This is a genomic window from Desulfurivibrio nitratireducens, assembly GCF_044068515.1.
Lineage (GTDB): Bacteria > Desulfobacterota > Desulfobulbia > Desulfobulbales > Desulfurivibrionaceae > Desulfurivibrio.
The window spans coordinates 49,813-63,632 of record NZ_JBIPKI010000002.1 but is presented as its reverse complement, the minus strand read 5'-3'; the positions used below and the strand labels follow the sequence as shown (position 1 = coordinate 63,632).

At 60.0% G+C, this 13,820-nt stretch carries 12 protein-coding genes; 1 reads left to right on the top strand and 11 read right to left on the bottom strand.

The features are described 5' to 3' along the window. Positions 1–34 precede the first annotated feature (34 nt). The 9 genes from ACHHTY_RS01650 to ACHHTY_RS01610 all read right to left on the bottom strand — a co-directional run bounded on the left by ACHHTY_RS01650 (position 35) and on the right by ACHHTY_RS01610 (position 8,859). Positions 35–1,075 carry an aminoglycoside phosphotransferase family protein gene (locus ACHHTY_RS01650; protein ID WP_395492307.1) on the bottom strand — a complete coding sequence of 347 codons (1,041 nt, stop codon included), beginning with the start codon at positions 1,073–1,075 and terminating at the stop codon, positions 35–37. A 54-nt stretch (positions 1,076–1,129) separates the two neighbouring features. Then, a complete protein-coding gene (locus ACHHTY_RS01645; RefSeq protein ID WP_395492401.1) occupies positions 1,130–2,071 on the bottom strand; it encodes a nucleotidyltransferase family protein in 942 nt (313 codons plus the stop codon). Positions 2,072–2,157: 86 nt separating this feature from the next. Further along, positions 2,158–2,988: an LpxI family protein gene (locus ACHHTY_RS01640; RefSeq protein ID WP_395492306.1), complete on the bottom strand. Its 831-nt coding sequence runs from the start codon at positions 2,986–2,988 to the stop codon at positions 2,158–2,160. After that, positions 2,981–3,784 carry an acyl-ACP--UDP-N-acetylglucosamine O-acyltransferase gene (gene lpxA, locus ACHHTY_RS01635; RefSeq protein ID WP_395492305.1) on the bottom strand — a complete coding sequence of 268 codons (804 nt, stop codon included), beginning with the start codon at positions 3,782–3,784 and terminating at the stop codon, positions 2,981–2,983. The genes ACHHTY_RS01640 and lpxA overlap by 8 nt, the downstream gene beginning before the upstream one ends. A gap of 144 nt (positions 3,785–3,928) precedes the next feature. Next, complete coding sequence (gene fabZ / locus ACHHTY_RS01630; protein ID WP_395492304.1) at positions 3,929–4,378, bottom strand: 3-hydroxyacyl-ACP dehydratase FabZ; 450 nt, start codon at positions 4,376–4,378, stop codon at positions 3,929–3,931. Further along, entirely contained in the window at positions 4,371–5,453 is a 1,083-nt protein-coding gene (lpxD, locus tag ACHHTY_RS01625; RefSeq protein ID WP_395492303.1) for a UDP-3-O-(3-hydroxymyristoyl)glucosamine N-acyltransferase, read from the bottom strand. The genes fabZ and lpxD overlap by 8 nt, the downstream gene beginning before the upstream one ends. Before the next feature lie 291 nt (positions 5,454–5,744). After that, positions 5,745–6,032 (bottom strand): integration host factor subunit alpha, encoded by a 288-nt coding sequence (locus ACHHTY_RS01620; RefSeq protein ID WP_395492302.1) that lies wholly within the window; start codon positions 6,030–6,032, stop codon positions 5,745–5,747. 164 nt (positions 6,033–6,196) lie between these two features. Next, positions 6,197–7,489, bottom strand: a complete 1,293-nt coding sequence (gene eno, locus ACHHTY_RS01615) for a phosphopyruvate hydratase (protein ID WP_395492301.1) — start codon at positions 7,487–7,489, stop codon at positions 6,197–6,199. Between the two features lie 161 nt (positions 7,490–7,650). After that, the gene (locus ACHHTY_RS01610) at positions 7,651–8,859 is read right to left on the bottom strand and encodes a type II secretion system F family protein (protein WP_395492300.1); all 1,209 of its coding nucleotides are present in this window, start codon (positions 8,857–8,859) and stop codon (positions 7,651–7,653) included. 251 nt (positions 8,860–9,110) lie between these two features. Here ACHHTY_RS01610 and ACHHTY_RS01605 point away from each other — a divergent pair, with 251 nt between their 5' ends. Next, positions 9,111–9,416, top strand: coding sequence for a PxxKW family cysteine-rich protein (locus ACHHTY_RS01605; RefSeq protein ID WP_395492400.1), 306 nt, complete (start codon positions 9,111–9,113; stop codon positions 9,414–9,416). A gap of 120 nt (positions 9,417–9,536) precedes the next feature. On the opposite strand, the gene ACHHTY_RS01600 is transcribed toward ACHHTY_RS01605, so the two are convergent. Continuing rightward, positions 9,537–10,094 carry an Hsp20/alpha crystallin family protein gene (locus ACHHTY_RS01600; protein WP_395492299.1) on the bottom strand — a complete coding sequence of 186 codons (558 nt, stop codon included), beginning with the start codon at positions 10,092–10,094 and terminating at the stop codon, positions 9,537–9,539. Positions 10,095–10,394: 300 nt separating this feature from the next. Beyond that, positions 10,395–13,709 (bottom strand): mechanosensitive channel MscK, encoded by a 3,315-nt coding sequence (mscK, locus tag ACHHTY_RS01595; protein WP_395492298.1) that lies wholly within the window; start codon positions 13,707–13,709, stop codon positions 10,395–10,397. Between the last annotated feature and the right edge of the window lie 111 nt (positions 13,710–13,820).

Genomic DNA, 13,820 nt, shown 5'->3' with positions numbered 1-13,820 from the left:
CCGGCCGGCGGCGGGATTTGGCCCGCTCCGTTCCTTATTCCCGGGACCTCGCACGGCTCAGTTCCTGGTCCACCTTGGCCGCCAGATTTTGCAGCACGGGAAAATTTTCCCCGCCGGGAGCGGCCAGCAGGCTCAACAGCTGCGCGGCCGCGGGTTGCAGATAAGCGCGAAAAAAAACCTTGCCCTTCCGGCGGGTTAAAAAGGCGAAGGCCCCCATAATTTGCAGGTTGCGCTGCAGGGCGAGGAAATACCAGCCCCGGCGGAAGGCCTCCCGATCGAAGCCGGCCATCATCCGACCGGCCTCCTCCAGGTAAAAAGCGAGCAAAGCCTCGCGCAACGCCGGAGTCAGGGCGGCATAGGGATCGTAAAGCAGGGCGGCCAGGTCGTAGCCCAGGGGACCGAAACGGGCCCCCTGAAAGTCGATGATTCTGATCCGTCCCTGGCTCAGCATCAGATTGCGGCACTGGTAGTCCCGGTGGAGGATGAAGTCGGCCGGTTCAGCTCCGGCCCGATCGGCCAGCCGGGCGAATTCCGCCGCCAGTTCCGGGCCCATCGGGCCCTGCCCCAGCCATTCCCGCACCAGGGCCTGGTAAAAGTAGCCGGACTCCCGGGCCAGCATCAGGTCACGATCATAGCGAGGGGTGTCCCAGCAGAATGCGGGGGAGAACCCGGAGCGGGCCGTGACCTGGAGTTGCAGCAGGGCGGTCAGGGCCTGGCGGTAAAGGGCCTCGATTTCGGCGGGGTCCGGGTTCTGCTGCAAACGGGCATGGAGGAGGAGATCGCCCAGATCTTCCATGACCACTGCTCCACTGACGGGATCATAACCATGGATTGCCGGCACCGGCACTCCGGCCGCTGACAGGTGGCGGCCGATGGCGGCGCAGGAGGCGGCCTCGGCCAGCTCCCGCGAGCTCCGGCCCGGCGGCATAATCAATACGACCGAGGGGTCTTGGGCAAAGCGGCACCGGTACAAAAGACGATCCGAGCCGTCGCCGGCCAGGACCGTCACCGCTTGCAAGCCCCGCCGGGCATAACCCGCCTGGCGCAGCAGACGCTCGGTTGCGGCAAGTTCCATTATCAACCCTGGACAGACTTGGGGCCGGCCTGTTCACCCGACCTTAAAACAACTTTAACCGGAAAAAATCGTATCCTCCGCGATGGTCCCGGCTGGAACTTCGACGTGGTCCCAGACCACGCAACGGCGGAGCTTGACGCTCCTGGCCAGGACCGCCCGGCTGCCCACCACCACCCAGTCGGCGAATTCAACCCCCGCCTCCCGCCGGACCTGCTTGCCGAGGAAAAAAGGAGCCGCTCCAGGTGGGACAATCACCGGTCCGGTGCCAACATGGGTCGGCTTACCGCGCCCTTTTGCCCCGAAGCCCAACAGTCTGGCATGAAGATCGAGGTAATCCGCCGGGGTGCCCATATCGGTCCAGCAGTGATTGACCGCCACCATCGCCTGGACCCGGTAGCCCAGGCGGATCAACTGGTGGTACCAGTCGATGCTGTGGTAAAAGAGGCCCTCGGGAATCAAGTCCAGCAGGGCAGGATCTACCACCTGGATCCCGGTGAAGGCCAACAGGCGGGCCCCCTCCCCCGCCCCCGCCAAGTCAGCGTCCGTGGCGGCAAAGGAGCGGACCGCCAGGTCGGGGGTCAGCAGTACCTTGTTGAAACGAGGCTGGTCGTGGAGTACCAGGGTGGCATCGTTGCCGGCTGCCAGATGCTGGGCCATCACTGCACAATAGTCGATATCATGCCAGATATCACCGTTGACCACCAGAACCGGCTCGGCGGTGAAACGCGGCCGGGCCAGGCGCAAGCCCCCGCCGGTGCCCAACTCCCGCTCTTCAAGCTGGACTTCCAGGTCGGTTGCTCCCGCCAGCAGAGACGCGATCTGTTCCCGGAGATGAAAGGCGTTGACCACGATCCGGCGGTAACCGGCCCGGCGCAGATCGGCGATGATCCTCAGCAACAGAGGCCGATCGAGGATCGGAAACAGGGGTTTAGGCCGCCGCAGGGTATGGGGCCGCAGCCTGGTTCCCAGGCCGGCGGCAAGAATCATGGCTTGCACGCTCAACTCACTCCCATCCAGGAGGGGAACTTAATTGTCCGTCCAAAAGGCGGGGGCTCGGACCATGGCCTTAATGACAGCATGGCTTAGAGGCGCGGGCCGCCGCTGCTGTCCGCCTCAACTCCCATGACCACGATTCCGGCCCGGTCGGCCAGCCGGAGGGCTTCCTCGGGGTCGAAAAACAGGGCCTGGCCGGCTTCCACCGCCAGCACCTCCGCCTTGACCGCGGCCATCCCGGCGATGGTTTGGGGGCCGATGGCCGGCAGGTCAAAACGAAAATCCTGGCTCGGCTTTTTGACCTTGACCACCACCGCCTTTTCGCCGGCCAGTTCTCCCCCCCGGCGGATGGCGGCGTCGGTCCCCTCGATGGCCTCCACCGCCAGCACCGCCCGGTCCCGTACCACCACGCACTGGCCGATATCGAGATCCCCGACCGCCCGGGCGATGCGCCACCCGAAACGAACATCTTCCAACTGTTCGGCGTCGGGCTGGCGCCGGCTCAGAATCCCGGCCGGAAAAAGCAGTTTGTCCAGGTAGAGGGTGGAGGCCACCACTTCGATGCCCTCTTCGGCCAGCAGTCCCGCCAGGGCCCGCAGAATGGCGTCATCCTGGCGGGCATCGATGCGGCGCCAGAGACCCAGAGCCTTGAAATCCGGCCAGACATCGCGGAAAATCCTGGTTTTGGTGATGGTCCCGGCAAACACGCATTCCCGGACCCCCTGACGATGGAAAAAGTCCAGCACTTTCTGCAGCTGGCCCAACTTGATCCAGAGGCAGGCATCGGCGGCGGTTTCCACTTCCGGCGAGGTTTCACCCCGATGGGCGATCACCACCGTTTGGCGCCCGTTTTCTCTGGCGGCCCGGGCCACCAGGAGAGGAAACTGGCCGCCGCCGGCGATGATTCCCAGTTTAGTCATCGTCTTCGCCAACCTGGCGGAGCACCCCTTGCCTGGAGGTTCGAAAGAAGCCCACCAGGTGGCGAACCTCGGCGCAGTCATCGACCTGGGCCAGGGTATGGTCCAGAGCTTCCTGGAGGAGCAGTTCGGGGGTGCGAAAGATAATCTTGAAAGCGGCCTGCAAGCCCCGAATGTTCTCAGGGGGGCAGCCGGCCCGGCGCAGACCGATATGGTTGATCCCGCTGATCCGCATCTGCTTGCGGATTCCGGCCATCACCACATAGGGCGGAACATCTTTACTCAGACCGGACATTCCGCCGATATAGGCAAAGGTTCCGACCCGGACAAACTGTTGGATCGCGGTAAGCCCGCCGATGATCGACCGGTCCTCGATACTGACATGACCGGCCAGGGTAACGGCGTTGGCCATGATGACCCCGTTGCCCAGGGTGCAGTCGTGGGCGATATGGACATAGGCCATCAGCAGGCACTGGTCTCCGATCCGGGTATGACCGAGGCCGGAAGCGGTACCGCGGTGGATGGAGACATATTCGCGGATCACATTGTCGTTGCCGATGATCAGTTCAGTGGGCTCTCCCTTGTACTTGAGATCCTGCGGGGGCGCGCCCACCGTGGCGAAAGGGCCGATTTTATTGCCCTCGCCGATCAGGGTGGGGCCGCTCAGGGTGCAGTGGGCCCCGATTTCCGTCCGGGCCCCGATTCTGACCCCGGAGCCGATGACGGTATAGGGACCGACGCTGACCGTCTGATCCAGTTCGGCGCCGGGATCGATTAATGCGGTGGGATGAATATTCATAATGCGGCCTCCAGCCGCCTCAAGTTGGTCAGGTTAAAAGTTTGGAATCCAGGGCGCCCGGCGGAGCCGGATTCAGAATGAACGGCGAGCCCGGGCAAAACCCGGGGGCAGGCGCGGTTTTATTCCCTGCCCCTTGGCCCCATGTTAAGCAAAAGTGGCCATCAGCTGGGCCTCGGTGGCCAGGACATCATCCACGTAAGCCCGGCCTTCCATAATCCAGAAACGGCTCTTGCGTTTCTTGACCGCCAGTTCGTAGACCAGCTGATCGCCGGGCACCACTTTGCGGCGGAACTTGGCGCCGTCGATGCCGGCAAAATAGACCAGTTTGCCGGCAATATCCTCGCCCCCGGTGAGATAGGCCAGCAGGGCCCCGGTCTGGGCCATCCCTTCCAGGATCAGCACCCCCGGCATCACCGGCTCGCCGGGGAAATGGCCCTGGAAAAAATTCTCGTTGATGCTGACGTTTTTATAACCTCGAATCCGCTCGCCCGGCTCCACGCTCAGAATCCGATCCACCATAACAAAGGGATAACGGTGAGGCAGCACCGCCAGAATCCCCTTGATGTCCAACATGCCCAATTCCTGTTCACTCATTGCCAGTCTCCTTGCCAGCCTGCTTTTCGGAGCGCTCACCCGCCGTCAACTCGGTCAACTGCCGCCGTAAATCGCGTAATTCCCGCAGCATCTCAGGCAACCTGGCCAGGGCAACGATGCTCCGGCGCCACTTCTTATGATCGATGGCCGGTGCCCCGGCGATCACCGCCCCGGCCGGCTGATTGTTGTGAACCCCGGATTTGGCCGCCACCATTACTCCGGCGCCAATTTGCAGGTGACCCGCCACGCCCGTCTGGCCACCCAGCACTACCTGGCGGCCCAGCCGGGTGCTGCCGGCGATTCCGACCTGGGCCACGACCAGGGAGTTTTCACCGATTTCCACGTTGTGGGCGATCTGGACCAGGTTGTCAATCTTGCTGCCGGCCTTGATCAGGGTCTCGCCGAAAGTGCCGCGGTCGATACAGACATTGGCCCCGATTTCAACATCATCTTCGATCCGGACACGGCCCAGATGCGAGCGTTTGTGGTGCCGGCCCTCTCCATCGGTGGCGTAGCCGAAGCCATCACTGCCGATCACGCTGCCGGCATGAATGATGACCCGGTGGCCGATGACCGTCTGGGGATAAAGCGTGACATTGGGATGGATCACCACATCATCGCCGAGAATCGCGTTATCGCCGATCACCGCTCCGGCGGCCAGTTGTACCCTGGCGCCAAGCTCAACGCCGTTGCCCAGAATCACCCCCGCGGCGATGCTGACTTCCGCCGGGATGCGGCAATTTTCACCGATCACCGCGCCGGAGTGCACTCCCAGGGCCTTGAAGGGGGCGGCCAGAAAAAAGTTCTGAATTCGGGTGGCCGCCAGGTACGGATTGCTTACCCGGAGCAAGGCAACTTTTGCTTCGTTGAACTGCGGCAACTCCACCCGGGTACGGGAAATGATCAGGGCCGAGGCCCGGCAGCGCTCCAGTTTGTCAAGCCGGCCCGAATCGGCCAGGAAAGCAAGCTCTCCCGGACCGGCCCGCTCGAGATCGTTAAGGCCGGTAATCGTGATCTCACCGTCTCCCTCCACCACCCCTTCCACCATGGCGGCCAGTTCCGTCAACGTCGCCATTTGCTCTCTCCGCGAGTTTTAAACAGCGTAGATAAAAAAAAACTGGCGTTTCCGCCGCCGGAAACGCCACAACCATGTAAGCCCAACACCCATACCGCCTTAAAGCTTAACCAGGTCCGGATTTACTGGGGCCAAACCCGGCAGCTTGCCGGCGGCCGGCGCATCCTGTTCAGTTCCAGCCGGGATCTCGTCGCCGGCATAGGCAAGGAACCGCGATTTCACCGGTCAAACCGGCGCCGATGGCACAACTTGCCACCGGGTTGACCGGGTCCGGACAGGGGGCTGGAATTATTATTCCGCCCCGTTGATTCGATTGCGCAAGATCCCCGACGGTTTGAAGGTTATGACCTTGCGGGGGGCCAGAAGCAACTCGGCGCCGGTCTGTGGATTGCGGCCCCGGCGGGAATTTTTCTGTTTGACGTTGAATTTGCCGAAGCCGCTGAGCAGCAAATCCTCCCCCTCCTGGAGGGAGCGTTTGGCGATCCCCAGAAAGGCTTCCACCACTTCGGTGGCCTGGGTCTTGGTCAAGTCGTGCTGCCGGTAGACTTTCTGAATCAGATCCGCCTTGGTCAGGGTCATCAGGCCCTCCCGTTTTCTGTAATAATCGTCGACAAATTAAGACCGTAACTACCACCGGGGCAAGCTCCGGCATAACCCCGGCGGGGCTTACGGGCCGGCCAGGTTGCCGACCCTTGAGCAGGGCCGGATCAGCCTGGCCAAAAAAGCAAGATAACCTCGTTTTGTCAAGAATTAAGTTGCAAAGCGGTCTGGCCGGCAAAGCGGGCCGTTGCCCCCAGTTCTTCCTCGATCCGCAGCAATTGATTGTACTTGGCCACCCGATCGGTGCGGGAAGGCGCCCCGGTCTTAATCTGGCCGGTGTTGAGAGCCACGCTCAAATCGGCGATGGTGGTATCCTCGGTTTCGCCGGAACGGTGAGAGATCACGGCCGTATAGCCGGCTCGCTGGGCCATGCTGACCGCGTCGATGGTCTCGGTCAAACTGCCGATCTGGTTGAGCTTGATCAAGATCGAGTTGGCCACTCCCTGCTTGATTCCTTTGGCCAGAATAGCCGTATTGGTGACAAAAATATCATCGCCGACGATCTGAACCTGGTTACCCAGTTCCTCGGTCATGGTTTTCCAGCCGGCCCAGTCGCCCTCTGCCAGCCCGTCTTCTATGGAAACCAGGGGATATTTCTTGACCCAGGAAGCATAAAGCTTGATCAGTTCAGCGGCTGTTTTCTTCGGTTTTTGCTCGGCGGCCAGGACATAGCACTTGCCCTTGGCATCGTAGAGTTCGCTGGCGGCCACATCCAGGGCGATGGCGATATCCTGGCCGGGGCGGTAGCCCGCCTTGACGATGGCCTCCAACAGCGACTCCATCGCTTCTTCATTGGACCTGAGGTTGGGGGCGAAGCCGCCCTCATCGCCCACCGCCGTCTGGTGTCCCGCTTTTTTGAGGACCGCCTTCAGGGTATGGAAGGTCTCCACTCCCATCCGCAGAGCTTCTTTGAAGCTGGGGGCGCCCAGGGGCATGATCATGAATTCCTGCACGTCGACATTGTTATCGGCATGGGCCCCGCCGTTGAGGACATTCATCATCGGAACCGGCAGCACCTTGGCGTTGACCCCGCCCAGATAGCTGTAAAGGGGCAGGCCCACATCCTCGGCCGAAGCCCGGGCCACGGCCATGGAAACCCCAAGGATGGCGTTGGCCCCAAGCTTCTTCTTGTTGGCGGTACCGTCCAGTTCCAGCATAATCTGATCCAGCAGGACCTGCTCGGTGGATTCGAGGCCCACCAGGGCCGGACCGATCACGTTGTTGACGTTGGCCACCGCTGTTTCCACCCCTTTGCCGAGGTAGCGTTTCTTACGGGTGTCCCGCAGTTCGAGGGCCTCGCGGCTGCCGGTGGAGGCGCCCGAGGGAACCAGGGCCCGGCCGCCGACTCCCGTGTCCAGGTGAACCTCGACCTCCACGGTGGGATTGCCCCGCGAATCAATTACCTCACGCCCCAGAACTCCGATAATTTCACCCATCTCCTTCTCCTTGGTATTTAACTGCTTGTTTTTGCAAAATTAAGACGTTCCGCTTCTCGGACCGCTCAAATCCCACCACCTGACCGGCAGCGGCGGGAACTGCGAAGCAAAGCGTAAATCGGTCAGATCCTCGGGGATCAAACAACCCGGGCTCAGGGGTTTTAGCCAATGGCCGCGGCCATGCCGAAAATCGGCAGATACATGGCGACCACCAGGCCGCCGATCATCCCGCCCAAAAACACCATCATCAAGGGCTCGATCGAAGCGGTTAAATTATCCACCGCCTGATCCACCTCTTCATCGTAAAAATCGGCGATCTTGATCAGCATCGTATCCAAGGCCCCGGAGGATTCACCGACATTGATCATCTGAACCACCATCGCCGGAAAAACCCCGGTCTCGGCCAAAGGGTCCGCCAGGGGCCGACCTTCACTGATGCTGTCGGTCACCCGAAAGACCGCCTTTTCGACCACCTTGTTGCCGGCGGTGCGGGCCACCACTCTGAGGGATTCCAGGATCGGCACCCCGCTTTGCAGCATGGTGCCCAGGGTCCGGGAGAACTTGGCCACCGCCACCCGGCGCAGCAGGGTGCCGATGACGGGCATACGGAGCATTATTTCGTCGATCTTTTCCTGGCCCTTTTCGGTCCGGTAAACTTTTTTAAACCCGTAAATAGAGAGGAACAGCGCCCCCAGCATATAATGGAAATTGCTCTGGGCGAAGGCGCTCATGTTGACCACCATCTGGGTGGGGCCAGGCAGGGCCGAGCCGAAATCGGCGAACATTTCTTCAAACACCGGAACCACGAAGATCAGCATCACCGCCAGCACGATCAAGGAAATGCAGACACAGATAACCGGATAGGTCATGGCCCCCTTGACCTTTTTTTTGAGGGCCTGGCTTTTTTCCATGAAAGTGGCCAGGCGGGCGCAGATGGTATCCAGGATCCCGCCGACCTCCCCGGCCTCCACCATGTTGCAATAGAGGGTATCAAAAATAGTCGGATGCTTTTTCATCGCATCGGCGAAGGTGGAGCCGGATTCGACATCGGCGCGGATGGCCCGCAGCACCTTCTTGAAGGTGGGATTTTCCTGCTGTTCGCCAAGAATCTGCAGGCTCTGCACCAAAGGGAGGCCGGCATCGATCATGGTTGAAAGCTGCCGGGTGAAAATAACCACGTCCTTGCCGGTAACCTTGGGCTGAAAAAATGCAATATCAGCAAGCAGGTTCTTGGGCGCCTCCTTAAGCATGGAGGCGGTAACCCTCATCCTTTTAAGGTGAGACTGGGCAGCCGCTTCGCTGGGCGCTTCCAGCTTGCCCTTGCGTTTTTCCCCGTACGAATTGATCCCTTTCCAGACGTAAACAGGCATGGTTTCAATCTCCTGGCAGAATTTACCCCGGCCCGACATGCTGGACCGCTCCAAGAACCACCTTGCGATGCAATTGTTTCAGCCCCACCCCCGCCATGGCGCCTGGGGGTGCGGCCATTTCACCTTATAGCCCATGAGAAAAGGAAAAACAAGAAAGTAAACGGTGATTTGCGGATAGGCAACGCTTTTGGTTGACATCTCCCCGGTGATCATTTATATAATCGCGTTTCACGGCTTATCAGACTGATCTTATTACTTCTCGCCCCATCTGTTCGGAGGTTAAAGTTATGGCAAAGGCAGCGGCACAGCAAGACGACACCAGCAAATACAGCAGCGGCCAGTTTCAGGCAATCATCGATAAATGCGAAGGCTGCGGCCGGATCGTGGAAGTGGAAGCCAGCAAGTTCTGCCGGACCTTTGTGGCTCCCGCCGCCAAATGGCGGCTCGGCTTTTGCAATTTCGCCACCCACGTTAAACCGGAAATCGTCGCCGCCGCCGTCAGGGTCAATCCCTTGAAAGCCTCCAAGCGGGCAGCGGCCAAAAGCAAGAAAAAATAATAAGTCCTGCCTTGCTTTCTAACTCTGCAAAAACCGCCTTTCCCCTGGCCGGAAAGGCGGTTTTTTTGTCCCGTTTAGCCTGGCGACGATAGAACCAGCTAAGATGGTGGGTAATCAAATTTAAGCTTTTTTCTTGCCCCCGCCTCCGCTTTTAACCTCGATGCGGCGAACGTCGGCCTTGCGGGGAGCCTTGCGGGGCAGGGTCAGGGTCAATACCCCGTTTTTGAAGGCGGCCTTGACCGCCTGTTGGTCGGCATCACCGGGCAGAGAAAGAATCCGGCGGAACGAGCCGTAAGAGCGTTCCATCCGATGGTAATCCTTTCCTTTCTCCTCCTTTTCCTGCTTCTTCTCCCCGCTGATCACCAGCGTATCATCAACAATCTCGACGTTGACCTCATTTTCATCGACGCCCGGGACCTCGACCGTGATGGTATAGTCCTTGTCGCCGGCGACGATATCAAGCTTGGGCTTCAGGAAGCTCTCCAGGCCCTGCATGGTCGGAAAAGCCGGGCTGCCGAAACCTTTGAAGGCCTCGCTGAAAAGCCGGTCCATCTCCCGGTGCAAATGCATGACGGGATGCTCCCAGGCACCGCCGCGATAGCGTTGCGGCACCGGGGCACCGACGGCCTCTTCCTCTTTCTGGAACCAGTTCCACGGGGCTAGTTTCTTGATGTCCATGGTCCACCTCCTCAGTTTGTTTTGCTCAGCAAGCTGCCTGACAGGGACAATCACCCGGAGAACCCCCCTGCAGGGGGATAATATTGAGATGATAAACCAGTGTAGAGCCAGGTTCAGTTTTTTGTCAAGGTTCTTGAAATTGCTGATTTAAGGTTTATAAAAACCATCGGCGACAGCGGCATCAATCACCGATTTCTCCAGCCGGCCGGACCCTGCCGGCCTGCAAGCCTCCTGGCACTCTGCCTGACCGATCAAGGCGGAATCACTTCCCCAGCCGGCGACAGCTCTGTTGATATCCAGCTAGCTGGTTACTGCCTTGCCGGCCACCAGCTTTTTTTCAACCCCCTCTCTATTGCGGATATTGATATCCAGCCGGCGGAAAGCGATTTCAATCCCATTTTCCTGGAACAGCCTTTCTATTTCCCGGTTGATTTCATCGATCACCTGGTTCCGTTCGGACAATTCGCAGACATGAATCGACAACGCATGATCCAGGGTACTATCTCCGAAGTTCAGGAACAGAACGGTGGGTTTAGGATCCTTGAGCACCCGGGGATTTTTCCTGGCCACCCGGAGCAGCAGTTCCCGGACCTGGTCGAGATCCGTTCCGTAGGCCACCCCAAGCCTGATGGTCACCCGGATCACGTTGTCGGACAGGGACCAGTTGATCAACTGATCGGTGACAAAAGTTTTGTTGGGGACGATGATTTCCTTGCGGTCAAAATCGGTGATGGTGGTGGCGCGGATCCGGATGCGGTTCACCGTGCCGGACAGGTCGCCGATGGTTACCACGTCGCCGATCCGCACCGGGCGCTCCAGCAGGATTATCAGCCCGGAAACGAAGTTGGCGAAAATTTCCTGGAGGCCGAAACCCAGCCCGATGCCGAGGGCGGCAATCAGCCATTGCAATTTCTCCCAACTAACTCCCAGAAAAGACAAGCCGAAGATGAAGCCGATACTGATAATACCGTAACTGAGCAGAGTGGTGATGGCATAACTGCTGCCCCGCTTCAACGGCAGCCGTGACAACACGACAATCTCCAGCAGTCCGGGGAGGTTGCGGGCCAGGGTGACGGTAAAGGCGACAATTACCAGGGCAACCAGCAGATCGGCGGCACTGACCGCAACCAGGGCCGGATTTTCGCCACTGCCGCTGTTGTATTCCCACAGGGTAAAAGATTCCAGATAGGACACGGCACTGAGCAGATCCGCCCAGGTCAGATAGACCAGAACCCCGAACAACACCATGATGCCGAGCTTGGTCAGGCGCAGGGACTGCTGATTGATCTGCTGGATGTCCATGGCCGGAAGGTCTACGAGAACCTCGCCGCTCCCGTTATCCCGGCTTTGCTCCTCCTCGTTTTTGCTCAAGGCCAGTTGATAGGCCAAGCGACGCCCGGCAACTTTAAGATTGCGCACCATGGTTCCTTCCAGCAGTACCCACAAGAACAGAAGGTATAGGGTGTCGATAAAGCGCTCGGCCAACATGATCGAGGTATAGTGATAACCCCAGGCAGTCATGCCGGCCAGAACCCAGGGCAGCATGGTCAGCAGCATGATGGCTCCGGCATACAGGATCCGAGAGTGGTAGAGGGGAAAACTGCACCACATCATGCGACCCAGCAGGGCGCCCAGCAGGATCATGCCGACCAGCATCAGCAGCCGGCCCAATGCGTCATCGCCCATCTGTTCAGGACTGGCGCCGTTGAGGGCCACAATCAGCACCAGCGGCAGCATGACCACGGCCAGCTTGCCGGTAAGGCGCTGGAGATGCTCCACCAGTTCGCCATCCCAGCGAAAATGCCTGACGGCAATCCCGTCGCGAGGCGCCAGAAAAAGATAGAGCAGGTGCAGGACCAACCAGGCCAGCCCCAGCTGCAGCAAGCCATGGCCCAGGGCCGGCATGGCCGGGGCCTGGCCGGAACTCAGCGCCATCCCGGTAGCGGCCAGGACCGCCGGCACCGGGATGACCAGCAGGGCCGTCAGTGCTATGGCCATGGGAGTGTGCCGGACACTGTCGCGGGGAAACTGATCGATATCTTCATTGATGGCCAGCAGCCGCCGGCGCAAAACCGGGCGCCAGCGGATATGGAGGCCGAGCAGGACAGCCAGCAGGATCAACCAGGGCCACTTGGCCGGCAGAGCAGCGCCCAGGATTTTAAGCTGTTCCAGCGGTTGCAGCCTTTGCCATTGCTTGACCAGCTGGTCCGGCAGGGCCAGCAACCAGATCCGGTCAAGGGGCCGGTTGCTGGCGACCCAGAACAACTGGTTGTCTATGGTTTGCTGCAGTTCACGGCTTAACTGCTGAAGCTGGCGCTGGCCGAGTTGCAGGGTCACGGCCTGAGCGAGCAGGTTGTTGATATTGTTGCCCAGTTGTTCCACCAGATTAACGCGACTGGCGATGAGCTGCTCCATGTCGGGCCGCAGGCTATCCTGCTGATCGGAAGGCAGATGGCCGAGCAGGTCTCCCAGGTAGGCTTCCGGCTTGGTCAGTTGATCCCGCAGAGCATTGAGTTCGAACTGGCGCAGCCGCAGATCGGCGACCTGGTCGGCCACCCTCTTGTCGATCCGCACCGCCGGCAGGGTCTTTTTTTGTTGATGGAGAATCCGGGATAAAAGCAGGCTCCCTTCCAGCACGCTGATTTGCTGTTCCAGGGCCAGGTCGATCTGGGTCAGGCTGTCAATCTGCTGCTTGGTCTCGATGTTTCTGCGGGTCAGCTCGCCGACCCAGTTGGTGGTGCGCAGGAGTTCCTCGCTGAGATCCCGGTTCAGGCTACCCTGTTCGCGGAGCAGTTGATGGTTGCCGTTCAACAGCACCTGGGCGCTGGCATCACTGACTGCTTGCTCGGAAAGGCTGCGCCGCTTTTCGTTAATAACGTCCTGCAGGATCGATATTTTCGCATCAATCTCGGCGATCTGGGCGCTCAGCAAATCCCTTTTTTGGGCGGCCAGCTCCTGTAAGGTGCTGTTGGCGGCCAGTTGCTGGCTCAGCAGATCATTGCTTTTCTGCAAACTCCGCCGTTCGGCCCGGAGCATCTCCTGCCGGGCCTCCTGGACCCGACTCTCCGGTTGACGCAGCAAGGCCCGGAGTTCTTCCTCAACCGCCTGTTCGCGGTCCCGGTTGGCCGACACCCTGGCCTGGGTCCGTTCAGGGCGGGTCTGGGCGGCAATGAGTTCACTGTTAACGCCGGTGAGCTCGTTCTGCCAAGCGAACATGCGTTCAACCTTGACTTCCAGCAACCCTTCCAGCTCCTCCAAATCCTGGCGGTTGAAAGTGTTGCGCAGTTGGTCCGGGTCCGGCTTACTGATCCGTTCCCGCAGGCGCTGAATCTCCCGGAGTTGCTGGGGCGCCTCCTCGACCTGTTGACGCAAGGCTGCCTGCTCAGTCTTCAGGTCCCGACTGCGTTGCAGAAAGCTTAAGGTATTCTGATAGCTTTCCCGCAACTCTCCTTTTTCGCTTTCGGCCAGGCTGCCGTCACTGACCGCCTCGATCTTGGCCCTGACGGATTCGATGGTCGATTCGAGGCCGGCTTCCGCTCCGCCAGGAGCGGCTAAGCCAAGCTGACCGACCAGTATCACGCATAGCAACAACCGGCAAAGGCTGGGCTTAAACATAAGATATGATCCAGGAATAATTAGGAAGAGCTTGACCAGGCGGCTTTGGGCCCCGGGGGGAAAACAGGCCCTCGGCAAAACCGCCGCTTTCAGGCTGTCGGTTTTTCGTGT